Origin of the sequence: uncultured Ferrimonas sp. (assembly GCF_947489035.1) — a bacterium.
GTDB lineage: Bacteria > Pseudomonadota > Gammaproteobacteria > Enterobacterales > Shewanellaceae > Ferrimonas.
The window spans coordinates 141,876-156,710 of sequence record NZ_CANLCI010000004.1 but is presented as its reverse complement, the minus strand read 5'-3'; the positions used below and the strand labels follow the sequence as shown (position 1 = coordinate 156,710).

5 protein-coding genes are annotated in these 14,835 nt (G+C 53.1%); 4 read left to right on the top strand and 1 reads right to left on the bottom strand.

Annotated elements, in window-relative coordinates:
• Nucleotides 1-11 precede the first annotated feature (11 nt).
• Nucleotides 12-773 (top strand): SDR family NAD(P)-dependent oxidoreductase, encoded by a 762-nt coding sequence (locus Q0796_RS04260; protein ID WP_298440554.1) that lies wholly within the window; start codon nucleotides 12-14, stop codon nucleotides 771-773.
• A 178-nt stretch (nucleotides 774-951) separates the two neighbouring features.
• Nucleotides 952-1,824, top strand: a complete 873-nt coding sequence (locus Q0796_RS04255; protein ID WP_298440553.1) for a DUF808 domain-containing protein — start codon at nucleotides 952-954, stop codon at nucleotides 1,822-1,824.
• 246 nt (nucleotides 1,825-2,070) lie between these two features.
• Here Q0796_RS04255 and Q0796_RS04250 read toward each other — a convergent pair whose 3' ends face one another.
• Nucleotides 2,071-3,528, bottom strand: a complete 1,458-nt coding sequence (locus Q0796_RS04250; protein ID WP_298440551.1) for an aminoacyl-histidine dipeptidase — start codon at nucleotides 3,526-3,528, stop codon at nucleotides 2,071-2,073.
• Nucleotides 3,529-3,666: 138 nt separating this feature from the next.
• Here Q0796_RS04250 and Q0796_RS04245 point away from each other — a divergent pair, with 138 nt between their 5' ends.
• The gene (locus Q0796_RS04245; RefSeq protein WP_298440549.1) at nucleotides 3,667-5,187 is read left to right on the top strand and encodes a leucyl aminopeptidase family protein; all 1,521 of its coding nucleotides are present in this window, start codon (nucleotides 3,667-3,669) and stop codon (nucleotides 5,185-5,187) included.
• Between the two features lie 737 nt (nucleotides 5,188-5,924).
• A complete protein-coding gene (locus Q0796_RS04240; RefSeq protein ID WP_298440546.1) occupies nucleotides 5,925-14,639 on the top strand; it encodes a carboxypeptidase regulatory-like domain-containing protein in 8,715 nt (2,904 codons plus the stop codon).
• Nucleotides 14,640-14,835: the final 196 nt, after the last annotated feature.

The following is a 14,835-nucleotide window of genomic DNA, read 5'->3' as shown; positions in this document are numbered from 1 at the left end:
CAAGGATAAGTATGAACGTGGTAGGAAAATTGATCGTCATTACTGGCGGCGCAGGTGGCCTGGGCATGGCGATGGCCAAGCGCTTAGGGCAACAGGGTGCCAAGCTGGCGCTGATCGACATCAACCAAGCGGCGCTGGATAGCGCAGTAACCGAACTGTCGGCGTTAGACATTGATGCCAAGGCGTATGCGGCCGACATTACCGACGAAGCCCAAGTCGAGCAGCTGTTTGCTGATATTCAGGCGCAGCAGGGCACCTTATCGGTGCTGGTGAACAACGCTGGCTTGCTGCGTGATGGCATGTTGATTAAAGCCCGCGATGGCCAATTGACCGACAAAATGAGCCTAAGCCAGTTCCGCCAAGTGTTGGCGGTTAACTTGGACGGCACCTTCTTGTGTGGCCGTGAAGCGGCGGCGCAGATGGCGCTGGCCGCTGAAGGTGGGGTGATCATCAACATCTCCTCGGTGGCGCGGGCGGGCAATGTTGGCCAAAGCAACTACTCGGCATCAAAAGCCGCGGTGGTGGCACTCTCAACCGGCTGGGCTAAAGAGCTGGCGCGCCACGGCATTCGCGCCGCATCCATCGCCCCTGGGGTGATCAACACCGAGATGGTGGCGGCGATGAAACCGGAAGCGTTAGCGCGACTGGAAAAAGCGATCCCCGTGGGCCGCGTTGGCCAACCCGACGAAGTGGCTGCAGCGGTGCAGTACATCGTTGAGTCCGACTACTTCACCGGCCGCGTGCTGGAACTCGACGGCGGCGTTAACTTTTAAGCTTACCGCTTGCAACAGATGAAAGCCGATGCGTAAGCGTCGGCTTTTTGTTTTTATTCAACGCCTTATTTATTGGCTTGGTTATCGAATTCACGGATCACAAAGCGGATGCAGCGCCGCCGTTAAATTGGTAGTTTGGGCGCTGTTTGAATTAACTGCAGATGCAAAGGAAAGCACAATGGCGGGAGCGAGCCTATTAACCCTATTAGATGACATCGCCACCTTACTGGACGATGTGGCAGCGATGAGCAAAACCGCGGTGCATAAAACCGCAGGGGTACTGGGCGATGATTTGGCGGTGAATGCCGAACAGGTGTCTGGCGTAAAAGCCGAGCGCGAGCTGCCGGTGGTGTGGGCGGTCGCCAAAGGGTCGATGCTGAACAAGGTGATTTTGGTGCCCGCGGCGTTGGCGATCAGCGCCTTCATTCCGTGGTTGATCACGCCACTGCTGATGCTTGGCGGTTTATTCCTCTGTTTTGAAGGGGCGGAAAAACTGTTGGAGTTTGCTCGGCCGCAAGCGAAGGAGCAACGCCAGCAGGTGGATGAAGCAGCCAAGATCAAAGGGGCGATCCGCACCGATTTTATTCTGTCTGCCGAGATCATCGTGCTGACCTTAGGGGTGGTGTCGGCCGCGCCCTTTCTAACCCAGAGCGTCACCCTAGCCACCATTGCGTTTTTAATGACGGTGTTTGTCTATGGCATGGTGGCGGTGATTGTGAAGGTGGATGACGTGGGGTTACACCTTAGCCAGAAAGAGGGGCAAGCGGCGCTGCAAGCCATCGGCCGAGGCTTATTAGCCGCGGCACCGAAACTGATGAAATCCTTAACTTGGATTGGCACCATCGCCATGTTCTTAGTGGGCGGCGGCATCTTAGTGCATGGGGTGCATGCACTGGCAGAGCTTATCAACAACACCGCTGAGTTTAGCGCCGAGATCCCCGCCATTGGCGTGATTGTGTCGGCTTTGCTGCCAACCTTGCTGAACGGCTTGGTCGGCCTTGTTGCTGGCTTTGTTACTGTGTTTATTGTCAGCCGTTTTCATCAGCACTAATCAAGCTGCCGTAAAAAGGCTGTAAACAAATTGGCTGGTGAATCAACCTTGCATGATTGGCTGCGACATCAAGGTCATTGCCGGGACGGCGGCGCTTTGGGTGTCGTCGCCACCGCGACATAACCACCTGAAAGCAATACCAATGAAAGCAATACCAATGAAAGCAATGCCAACAGCAAACGAAGTCACAACCACAAAAAACGGGGCTCAATTGAGCCCCGTTTTCAATGCGAAACGCTAACCAACTTACTTGGTTGGGATCGCCTTTAATACGGCCAGCAGCAGCTGCCAGTATTTCTCGACCGAATCGATCTGCACCTTCTCGTCTGGCGAGTGTGGGAAGCAGATGGTTGGGCCGATGGAAACCATGTCCATGTCTGGGTAGGGCTTCTTAAACAGACCGCATTCCAAACCGGCGTGGATCACCTGAATGTTTGGCATCTTGTTGAACAAGCCTTGGTAGGTTTCCCGCACCACGGCCATGATCGGCGAGCTTGGATCGGGGTTCCAACCAGGGTAAGCGCCAGACAGTTCGCACTGAGCACCGGCCAGTTGCGCCAGTGCCTGCAGCATGCCTTCCACCATTGAGCGGCCGCTGTCGAGGGTCGAACGCACCAAGCACAACACGGTAACGGTGTCGGCTTCGGTGGTGATAACGCCCACGTTCAATGAGGTTTCAACCACCCCTGGGAACGAATCGGACATGCGGATCACGCCGTTAGGGGCGCTGTGCACCAGTGCCAGCAGCTTGTGCTGATCCGCTAGGGTGAACACTGCGCTGGCCGCATCTTGGTTGCTGGCAGCAAACTGGATTGGGTTTTCAACCGCACCGAGCTCGTCATTCAACAAGCCTTGGTACTGAGCACACAAAGCGTGCAGCGCATCCAAGTTGGCCGCTGGCAGAGCTGCGGTGGCCCAAGCTTCACGAGGAATGGCGTTGCGTAAGCTGCCGCCCGTTAAGGCAACTAAGCGCAGCCCCAGTTCATCAGCGTGGGCAAACAGGAAGCGGGCCAACAACTTGTTGGCGTTACCGCGGCCGATGTTGACATCAACGCCGCTGTGGCCGCCTTTCATGCCGGTTAAGGCCAGCTCAACGGTAACGAAATCCGCAGGCAATGCTTCGCGGCCAACCGGCAGGGTCAGTGCGGCATCAACGCCACCGGCGCAGCCCATGTAGACTTCGCCTTCCTCTTCGGAATCGGTATTGATCAGAATGTCGCCTTGCAGTACTCCGGCTTCCAAGCCGAAGGCGCCGGTCATGCCCGCTTCTTCGTCGATGGTCAGCAGCACTTCAACAGGGCCGTGCTCAATGCTGTTGTCGGCCAATACCGCCAACGCCGAGGACATGCCGATGCCATTGTCGGCACCCAAGGTGGTGCCGGTGGCCGTGACCCATTCGCCGTCAATGTACGGGCGGATAGGATCGGTACCAAAGTCGTGCTCGGTATCGTTGTTCTTCTGCGGCACCATATCGAGGTGCGCTTGCAGTACTACCCCTTTGCGATCTTCCATGCCAGCGGTGGCTGGTTTACGGATGATCAGGTTACCAATGGCATCCAACTGATTATCCAGACCCTGCTGGTTGGCCCAAGTTTGGATGTGATCGCGCAGCGCGATCTCTTGTTTGGATGGGTGTGGGATAGAACAGATGGTGTCAAACCAAGTCCACAAGCCTTGTGGAGAGAGGGAACTGAGTGTCGTCACGTGACGCTCCTGTATGCAAATCAAGCTTGTAAAAAATCGGCGACAGTGTACCACAGCGATTATGTGCTGATCCCGCCTAGCGCCCCTTCCTTAGCCAGTGCTAAGGTGGCGCCATCACACAGAAAAAGGAAATGTGACGTGAGCAGACTGTTATGGCAAGCGGTAACCGATAAAGACGCGTTGTTTGGCGATCAGGGCTGGGATGCGGTGGTGGTGATCAGCGACCAGTTTGAACTGAGCGACTACCCCGAGATCCGGCAATTGATGCAACACGCTCGCAGCGTGGATCAGCGTTTGGGGCGCGAGCCGGTATTGTTGTTGGCGCCGGGCTTAGCCGGTGGTCGGTTGATTTGCGCCCCCACTGGGGATCTGAGCGGCGATTACGAAGACGTACGCCGTTTTGCCGAAGCCGCGCAAGCGGGCATTGGCATGGCCGTGCGCGCCGGAGCAGAGCGACCGCTGCTGTTGGTGGATGAGCCGCAGGGTGACATGCGCTACAGCCGCGCCGCCGAAGTGGCGCTGTTGGGGGCAGGGCATGAACTGTACCGCCCATTTGATGTGGCCCCGCTGAACATCACTGTGGGCGTGTATGGCTTGGAAGACGCCAGCCGCGCCAATGCGCTGGAGTATGGTCGCATCGCCGCGCGCGACTTGTGCGGTGGCGATCCAGAGCAGATGGCACCACCGGCGTTTGCTCAGTACTGTGTCGACCTGTTTGAAGACAGCGCCGTGAAAGTCAGCGTGATTGACGATCGCGCCACCTTAGACAAAGAGTACCCGCTGCTCAGCGGCGTGGCTCGCGCCTCCTACGGGGTGGAACGCCACGAGCCCCGCGTGGTGCGGTTAGAGTACGTTGGCGCTGGTGCCATCAGCCGTAACTGGATGCTGGCGGGCAAAGGCGTCACCTTTGATACCGGCGGCGCCGATCTGAAAATCGGTGGCGCGATGGCGGGCATGAGCCGCGATAAAGGCGGCGCCGCAGCCACCGCAGGCTTAATGGCCACCTTAGCGCAGTTGCAGCCCAAAGGGGTGCGAGTGATCGCCGAGCTGGGCTTGGTTCGCAACAGCATTGGCCGCGAAGCCATCGTGCCGGACGAGATCATCAGCGGCCACAGTGGCAAGAAAGTTCGTATTGGTAACACCGATGCCGAAGGCCGCTTGGTGCTGGCGGATCTGTTGTCGCACCTGCGTGCCGACGCCAAGCAGCACGACGACGCGGTCTTGATGTCGCTGGCGACACTCACCGGCCATGTGGTTCGCAGCTACGGCCCCTACAGTGCCGTGGTGGAAAATGCCGTAGCCCGTGGGCAAGCATTGGGCGGCGAACTGCAAGCGATCTCCGAGCTGTGGGGCGAACCGTTTGAGTTGTCGCGCCTGCGCCGCGAAGACTTCGCTCAAGTGGCGGCTCGCTCGCCTTCAGAAGATCTGCTCAGCTCCAACAACGGCGCGTCGGTTAACATCAGCCGTGGTCATCAGTTCCCCATGGCGTTCTTGCTGCAAGCGGCAGGGCTAGACGAGCACCAGCTCGGCAGCGACAAGCCACTGCCGTACCTGCACTTGGATATTGCTGGCAGCGCGGTCGAGAAACGCGACCCACTTTATGGCAAGCCAACCGCAGTCCCGATTGCGACCTTGCTGGCCAAGCTGTTGGATCACTAAAGTTCACATTGCGTAATAAAATTACACAAAAGACAGAGTTCGTATAAATTCTGTCTTTTTTCTTGTAATAAAATTACAGTTTGCTATGATGCCTCTCGTCGACAGGGAACCCCCTTCGCACCGAGTTATGTCAGGAAGACAATGAAACTCCAAGGAACCGAGTAACCACGATGACTCCAAGGAATCGAGATTGCGCCACGGAACAGCACCTTCGAATACTGTCATCTAAATTACTGAATTATTTATTAGGAGTTACCTATGAACATGTTTACTTACAACGTTGCGATTTACACCACTTTGGCTACCCAATCTTCAGGTTGGACTAGCGGCGCAATGTTCTCTCTGGGTCAGTAATAACCCAGCCGGTTAATTTAAGCCGATTGCTAAATTAACCACGGCGAAAGCCCCTTATCATCATTGATCTAGTTGTTAGATTTTGGCCCGCACCGGTTTAGGTGCGGGCTTTTTTTTGATCTTATTTTTAATATCATTTACCTCATTTAAGGTTTTATCTTTTTACCGACTTTAGGAGGTGGTAAATGTAGGTAAAGATAATTTAAAGCGTTATTTGTGGCACGCCTTTACACTTCTTTACCTATTCCATTGCGCCATTGTGGCTTCGTTGTATTGGTTTGTTGTGATTTTGTCTTTCTGATTGTTTTTGCATCTCTGCCCGATAGGATGCGCATCAATAGAAAAGTCTATCCAACAATTACTTACCAATACCGAGTTCATATATGCCCAAGCTGTTATCACGGTTAGGGGCGGTCTTGCTGTCTGTTTCATCATTAGTTGCCTGTGGCGGCGGTGGTGGCGGCAGTGACGCTCCAACTGATCCAACCCCTACACCCACTCCAGGCAATTCCATTGTCACTCGCCAAGCTGAGTTCAGTTTTAGTGACACCTGCCCAAACGGTGGCATCGAAATTGAAACCGGCATCGATAACAACGGTAACGGTAAGTTGGATGACGACGAAGTCACCGCAGTGAAAGAAGTGTGTCATGGCCAAAATGGTCAAGATGGATTTAACAGCTTGGTGGACATCGTTGCTGAAGCAGCTGGGGATAATTGCGTAAACGGCGGCTTCAAGATCAATAGCGGCCTTGATCTAAATCGTGATAACACGCTGCAAGACAATGAAGTGTCAGCGGTATCCTACGTTTGTAACGGCAGCGACGGCGGCATGACTGATCCGGTGTTACCCCCGTTATCAGCCTTGTCCTCTATTTCTGGCCAGATCAATCTCGCTGGGATCACCTTACCGAATACCGCGGGTCGAGTGGCAACCGCTCGCGCTAACCGTGTTCGTGGTAAAGCCACTATTACTGCTGGTGCCTACTTAACGTCTAACTGCGGTGCTAATGATTCTGCTGCGGTTAATGACGCGGGCAGCAGCGAGCTGCCACTGCCAGTCAGTGAACCCATTGCCCTGCCTGTCGATCAACACGGTAACTTCAGCATTGAAGTACCAGCGTGCAGCAACTACGGCATCGTTGTGGTTGATGCCACCAGCGGTAACAGCGTTAACCGCCAAAATATTTCGGTGGCGGTGGAAGATGAAGTTTCCATCTTGCCGATTGAAGAAGATGAGCTAACCGCGCCCGGTGAACTGAAACTGCAAGTGGTAGGTGCCAGCAGCGGCGAAGCGATTGCCGATGCCTTAGTACAGCTGCAGCCGTTAGGCCAGTCAGTAACCACAGATGCAAGCGGTAACGCCCTGTTTGAGGATGTGCCAGCAGGCCAATACGCCGTTGCCATTGAGCACAGCAGCTTTGCGGGTAAGTACCAGACTGTGCAAGTGCAGTCTGAGGTCATGACTGACATGGCAGCGGTTGCTTTAAATAGCAAACGTGGCCATTTAACCGGTCAAATCACCGCGCAAGCCATCGAGAATTACGCCAACTTTGTTGTCTACGCGCAAGCGGCGGATCAATCGGTATTCACCGCATTAACCAATGCCGCAGGTACCTACCGTTTTAACTCATTACCAGTGGGTGATAGTTACAGCGTGACGATCTCTGCCCCAGAGTTTGCACCAGCCAAGCTGGATAATCTGGAAGTTATTGCCAACGCCACCACTACTGCAGCAACGTTGCTGCTAAAGCGCAGCGAACCAAATGAAGGCGCCATTGCTGGCACCGCGCTGCTGCAAGATCGCATCGGTCAGTTCCAACACGCTGGTATTTTGGTTGCGATTGAGGGCACCGATAAAGAAGCGGTAACCGCTCGTGACGGTTCCTTTATCATCAATGGGTTGGCGCCTGGCCAATACGTGCTCAACATCACTGAAGCCAATCACCAAAATGCCGTGGCTACGGCCATCGTGGTTAAAGGCGTAACGAGCCGTATCGCCCCAGTTGCGCTTAACAGCACCAGTGGCGTTTTGGTGGGTGAAGTTACCGATGGTGCTGGTCAGCCACAAGCGGCGATCGATGTACGCTTGCTGCCACTGGGCAATACCGTTGCTACCGGTAATGATGGACGCTTCCGCTTTGATGACATTGCCGTTGGTCACTACCAAGTGGCGATTGAACAGCCCGGTTACCGCGTCGTTTCCATTCCGGTGGAGGTGAAAAACCGATCGGAACATGGCGACACCGAACTGCAAGCACCGCTGCAACTGCTGCCGTACCAATTTAGCGGCAACGTGGTTGCCAATGGTGTTGCGGTCGCCAATGCCAGCGTGCGCTTGCGTGGTGGCAAGCTGGTTGGCGATGCGCAAACCAGTACCGATGCGAACGGTCAGTTTACCTTTAGTGCGCTGGCAAGCGGCAACTACCAGCTGATTGTTGAGCAACAAGGCTACGGCAAAGTAACGCTGGGTCTAATGCTGCCTGCTGACGACGATTATCAGCTGCCATACGACGTTGAGCTAGAGCGCAGTTACGGCGTATTGGCCGGTGCGGTAATGCTGTCTGATGGCAATGATCACAGCGGCGTCAGCGTGGCTATTCCAACGGTGGCCCAGCCTATCGTTACCGACGCCAGCGGCGCGTGGCAGCTCTCTTTGCCAACCGGCACCATCAATGGTGGCGTAAGTTACAGCAAAGCGGGCTTTGTATCGCAAACCGTTGGGACTCAGCTGGAGATCCGTCAAGGCGAAGTGCTGACTCTGCCGGCAGTGATCCTGCAGTCTCAAGTTGGTGGTGTTGCCGCTACCTTGCTTAATGGCACCGAGCCCGTCAGCGATGCCAGCGTAACCCTGCTAGGCACAGATAAGCAGGTACAAAGCGACAGCAACGGTCGCATTGTCCTGAACGACATCGCCGTTGGTAAACAAACCTTTTCGGCAGAAAAAAGCGGTTACGTTGATCAGTTGTTTAGCGCGCAAATCAGCGCAGACACTGTAGTCGAGCTGGGTAAAGTGCAGATGCCAGTGCGCACCATGAGTGCCACGGTTGCAGCAGCAGATACCAATGGCGCCATTGACGGTGTCGTAGCGAACTTAACTGGCAGCAATGGCAGCTTCCCAGGCTTGTCTGACAGCAACGGCAAGCTGCTGTTTAAGGCGATTGAGCCCGGCAACTTCCAACTGCAACTCAGCAAATCAGGCTACAAAAGCGCTGTGATGCAGCTGGTGGTCCCCAATGTGGCTGACTACGAACTGCCGTTCCCTATTTTATTGGAGCGGGTGGTTGGTGGCGTTAAAGGCGCCGCAACGCTAAGTGGCAAGGTTGATCACTCCGGTATTGCCATTGCCCTAAACAACAGTGAATACCAAACCGTTACCGATGGCGCAGGTAACTGGCAGATGCAGTTACCGCTGGGTTCTTACGCCGATGGCGTAACCTTTAGTAAGCGCTTTTATCAAGCACAAACCAACCCAACCACCGTGGTGGTGAATGAGTTTGGCTTCTTTAACTTCCCAGCGATATCGCTAACGCAATCCTCCGCATTGGTTTCCTTTAAGTTGGAAGCCTTTGGTGGCTGTAGTGGCGATCTGATCGTGACTGCGGTTGCCACCAGTGGCGACAACAAAGGCAACAGCTACACCCTGCCAGTAAATAAAGATGGCGAGGTGGAGTCCGAGCTGCCGCTGGGTGAGTACGATCTGACCGCTCAGTGCTCCGATCAAGGCTGGGAAACCATTAAGCAAAGTTTGGTGTTGGATGGCGGCCAAGAGCACTACCCGCTGCCCGATCAAAACCTGCGCCAAAGCTTCTTGGTGATCAACGATGGCGATGCCTATACCAATCAGCAACACGTCTCCTTAGCCATTGGTAACTCCGATGCGGTCGAGATGCGCGTGCGTTTGCAGGATGACTCCAAGGACAGTGGTTGGATTCCGTTTAACAGCAACTACACCATCGCGTTGGCGGATCTGGAAGGGCAGCAAACCGTAAAGGCGTCGTTTAAAGACAGCGCCGGTAAAACCCTGAATGACGTCAGCGACACCATCGTGCTTGATCGGGTTATCGATGTTGCCAGCTTTAGCGCCAGCGGTGCCAGCACCATGGGCGATAAACTGCTGCTGAAACTGGATCTTAACGGTGAAACTGGCGCCAAGGTAACTGCGTCTGTGGTTGGCTTGGACAGCGACATCGTGCTGCTGGATAACGGCGCTGGTGGCGACACCAAAGCGAACGACGGCATCTACATGCGTGAATACCGCATCGATACCCCCGCAGAGATCGACGTCGAGCCAACGGCGAAAATCGTTGACCGCGCCCTGAATACGCTCAATATCACCGCGACCGATAAGGTCACGCTAGTAACCGCGCCGAGCATTGAATCGGTGGAGGTTCAGTCCAACATTCAAACCGGTCAAATGACCATCCGCTTTAGCACTAACGAACCAGCCACTTCGCTGATCCGTTACGGCAGCAGCGCTGACAACAAAGCCAACGAGCAAGCTATCTCTACGGGCTTGTCGCAAAATCACCAAGTGACCTTGACCGGCCTCAGCGGCAATCAGCAGATCTGGTTCTCGCTGATTGCTACCGACGCCGCTGGCAACAATGGCGATTACCAAGGCAAATCCAAGCTGGCACCGGGGATCGTTTCTGGGCTGGCGGCTTACGCCGGTAATCAAGAGATTGGCCTGATCTGGTCTGCATCAGCGCAGCGCAGTGTGGTGGGTTACAACCTGTACCGCTCTGAAGATGACGGTGCTAGCTTCATCAAAGTGAACACGGCGCCGCTGACTCGCAGTTACCACAGCGATCTTACCGTCAACAACGATCACAACTACCAGTACTACGTAACTGCAGTTGATGACGCAGCCAATGAATCAGAGCGTTCTGAAGTTGTAGCCGCAATCGCTAAGGCGGAGTTTGCCGGCCCAACCACCATCGCCGGTGGCATTGTTTACAACAACACCGTTTGGCTGCAAAGCCGTTCGCCCTACCTGTTAACCGACAACATGAAGGTCGAATCCACTGCGATTCTGGCGATGTTGCCGGGTACAGAACTGGTGTTCTCGTTAAACGAAGGTGCCGACGCCGACGACAAAAACGCTCAGCGTTACATCCGCGTTGAAGGGCAGTTGCAGGGTTACGGTACTGAAGCGCAGCCGATCCAAATCAACCGTAAATTAGATGCCAGCATTGATGCCAATTCGGCACTTGATGCGACTTTCCGCTTTACTCATTTTGACAACGTGACGGTTAATGGTCAGAACATCGTCGTACTCGAAAATAGTCGAGTTGATGGTGGCCATATTAATGGTAAAACTGCGATTGATTCAGAGCTGGTAGAAAGCCGTGGTGAAATCGAAAATTATGAACATTGCGACTATTACTACGATGATGATGGTAACTATCACTACTACTGTGAACCACGCGTTCGCTTAGTTAACCGTACCGAAGGCAACTTCAACTTTGAAGAAGGTGTTGGCTTAAACATTGCCTTTGTTGGCGATGCAGATGTCACCAAGTTAACCAAAGCTGAGCAACGATTTATTAGTGTTCAGATTGATAACTTGACCGATTCTGAACTGGCAAACAGCAGTTTCAGCGGTTATGCCATCGATGCCGTTATTGCAACGGATAGCTTGTTGCGAATCGATCAAGGCACACAACTGGTTAACAGTAGTCAGTTTGTACGCAGTGACATTACTGGTCCAAGCCTAACTCTGTCTCGAAACCGCTTTGATGCTGAAAGCCGAGTAAACCCCGACGTCAGTGAATCGTCACTGAACAGCTACACCATGCAGTTTGGCCACAACTACTGGTCAACGACGGACTTTAACGAGGTATTAGCCCGCTCCAACTACCGTTCTGGCGACAACAACCTGCTGGTGCCAATCATCACCGGCAGTGATTTTTCCACTGCGGACTTTGATGGTGATGGCAAGCCAGATGCGCTGGATAGCGACAACGACAACGACGGTTACTCCGATCTTCAAGAAGATAAGCTGTCGGTGTTTGATCCGGAGTTCGGCGAACCGAAGATCTACAACCCGCTGGATGCCAGTTCGCACCCAGGCCAAGATGGCTTTGAATTCGATACTGATAACGACGGTATCCCAGACAGCGAAGATGACGACATCGATGGTGATGGCCTAAGCAACGCTGATGAAGCCGAAGCGGGCACCGATCCAATGCTGGCAGACAGCGATGGTGATGGCATCGACGATGGCGTTGAAGTCGAGCTGGGGTACGATCCGCTGGATGCCAACAAAAAGCCATTGGTCGGCAATCAAACCGGCGTGGTGATCTCTCCTGCGATGGCTAATGCTGAAGGCACTGTCGTTATTGGCAAGGGCACCAGCTTCAGTCGTTGTACAGTTGCCGCTGGTACTCATATTGACATTGCGGGTGCTGCCAACCCGAACTTCAGCAACTGTCAATTTGAAGGGGAATACGGCAATCCGATTGAGATCACTGCAACTTCATACGATAAAGAAAATTCCAGTCCGCGAGTAACGGTGTCTTACGGTGAACTGAATTATGTTGTAGTCAAGGAGTTTGGTCGCCGCAGTTTTGAGGTTGATTACAGTGACGTTAGTCGGTCTGAATTCTACCTTGAAAATACTTCCTTGATGCCGGGTTGGAACAGTGTAACGGTTGCCGATAGCTTCATTGACGGCGGGGATGTCCACTTCTATGGTCTGAAAGCTAATCACTCTAAGTTTGTTGGGCTAGGCAGCTTTAATTCTAATAGTGAATTGGAAGGTGCATTTTTAGTATACGAACACTCTATATATATGGATGGTGCCAACGTATCTAACTCTGTAATCGATAGCTCTATTCATCAAGCGAAGAGTATTTCAGGTTCAGTAATCACAAATGCTGAGTTCGGATATGAAGATAGCACTAGGTTTACTAACACTGATTTTGGTTACACGCTAAGTGGTGTTGGCAGTAACTCGGCCTTATTTTTTGATGGAGTTAGCTTTAAGCAAGGCAACGGTTATGCGTTTTACGGTCTTGGGAATCCTGTGGATACCAAGGGTGACGGTGTAGCTGCAACTGAGGTTTGCTTCAATCAAGATGATGAAATGGTTCGTCAGTGCTTTATGGTTGATGGTGTCGCTAACCCTCGCTCCACACCTAACTTCCCTAATGGCGTCCATGATCTTTGGGACATGCGTAATGTCGGTACCGGCGATATTGAACCGGGACTGCCTTCTGAGCTAATCAATAACCCGCTGTTTATCCAACTGCCAGTGGAAGCAGGCAACTGGCTCTACCAAGGTGAACTGATCTTCAACGCCGATGGCACCGTGATCTACAAACGCCGCAAGGCAGCGGTGGGTGACGATGACTGGGCTGAAGACAGTGAAGGCGATGCCGTTGGTTACTGGTACATCAGCGATGGCCAAATCCATTTTAAGTGGACTGCGGGTACTGGCCCTTGGACCAGCGTTTCCATCACCATTGGTGACGATGGCACCATTGTTATAGGTGATAAAGAAACCACAGTGGTGCCAACCAAGCCAAAAACCGAAGATGAGATGCGTGCAGATGGTTTTGACTATTACCGTCTAAACGGTGTTGCTGCACTGCAGGACTACACTGGCCACTGGCTGCCGATGGCAGATAACTTAATTGCGACGGTTGGGTACAATCTTGGCACCATCAAAATGCCAGTTGCGGCAGACAATGGTTACTTTGGTTTTGAAGGTTGGTTGAGCTCAGGTCAGTTTGTTCCGACTGACTCCACTTACGTCTATCTGTATACCGACCAAAATCGTGACGGTGAATTGAATGGCGATCGTCAAATCGCACAGGCGTACTTCAATAGTCGTCAATTCGGTACATCAGACGAGCCGATAGTTGCCCGCATCATGAGTGATTGGATTGATGCAGAGGAACTGCGTGGACAAACGCTTTACCGTATCGATGAATTTGATAATGGCACATTGGAATTGATGGAAATTCAGCTTGCTGCTGCAGGCAACAATGCGTTCTACAAATTCTACTCTGCACGGAAAGGCGATAGCGCATGGCATTATCTTGGTGATGATTGCGATGGGTTAGGTTGCAACCCTTCCAAAGCTGATATCAGTGGACCTTGGTCGCTGCAGCAATCGAGCATGCATATGTCGCGTTCAGAAGGTTCAGGTTCAAGCGAATACCAAAAGCTGACCCTTAGTCATTACAATAATGAATATTGGAGTGTTCTAGCATCTCAAAGCAATGGTGATTTGACGGCTTTGCGCTTTGCTGATGACCACGGCAGTTTGTCGGGTGAGGTGAATGCACAGTTGTTGCAAACCGAGATGCCAGTGGTTCCAGCTAGCGGTAGTTTTGGTAGCGTAGCTGCAGAGCGAATTGGTAATGCTCATATGCCATTGAGCTTTGGCAGCCGCAGCGAAGCGGAGCGTCGAGAAGTTACTTGGAGCATTGAGCAAGCTAATGCGGTTGAATTTTCTCGATTCTCTTTAGATTTTTCTATGAAGTCGGCGAGCGAAAGCTGGTTGTATTTTGACTATCAGTCTTGGGAAAGCAAATGGGGATGGAATAACACTTCACTTAGCTATGCTTTCGATTCGGCTCTAACTGATGAAAAAGCACTAGAAGTGATCGTTGATGGTATTGTTACCGATACCATTTGGATGGTTGATGACAGCCACTACAATTGGTGGGTCGTGCAACATGATGGCGAATGGCCAGTTGTCTGGTCAGATAGCTACTTTGAGTACGGCACTGGCATGCTGTTGCCCCAAAGTACCTCTGGCCTTACCCCAGCCACTCTACTCGCCGGTCAATCCAACAAAACCTGGATCCGCCACTTAGGTGATTTGAACTTCCAAGAGCTGCGTTTTGACAACAGCGGTAACTTGGAAATCGAAACGCTGCTGTGGCAAGACAACGCGTGGCAGCTGCAAGGTGATGCCGCAGTGGTGGCTTGGTCTGTCGATAACAACGGCTACCTTACCTACCAGCACCAAGGTGACACCTTGAACCTGCAGGTATTGAGCGTTGGTAGTGATGCCGCTGGCCTGTGGGAACGCAACCTTGGCGATCCACAGGTGTGGTTGGCGCAGCGACCAACTTGGCAATAACTCACCGTGAGTCATAACGGTTAGCGTATTAAGCTAATGTTGATAGCCCCGCAATCGCGGGGCTTTTTTGATCCCGCTCTCGCCCGCTAACGCCATCGTATTGCCTATATCACACCGATTTTGGGCGACTTGTTCGAACTGCCCGCCGGTTACACACCGTTCGCTATATAGAACAATAACCTACTGAAAAATCGAT

Excerpts from the sequence above, each read along its gene's own strand:
- Q0796_RS04260 (WP_298440554.1), top strand. The coding sequence starts at position 12 with ATGAACGTGGTAGGAAAATTGATCGTCATTACTGGCGGCGCAGGTGGC.
- Q0796_RS04255 (WP_298440553.1), top strand. The coding sequence starts at position 952 with ATGGCGGGAGCGAGCCTATTAACCCTATTAGATGACATCGCCACCTTA.
- Q0796_RS04240 (WP_298440546.1), top strand. The coding sequence starts at position 5,925 with ATGCCCAAGCTGTTATCACGGTTAGGGGCGGTCTTGCTGTCTGTTTCA.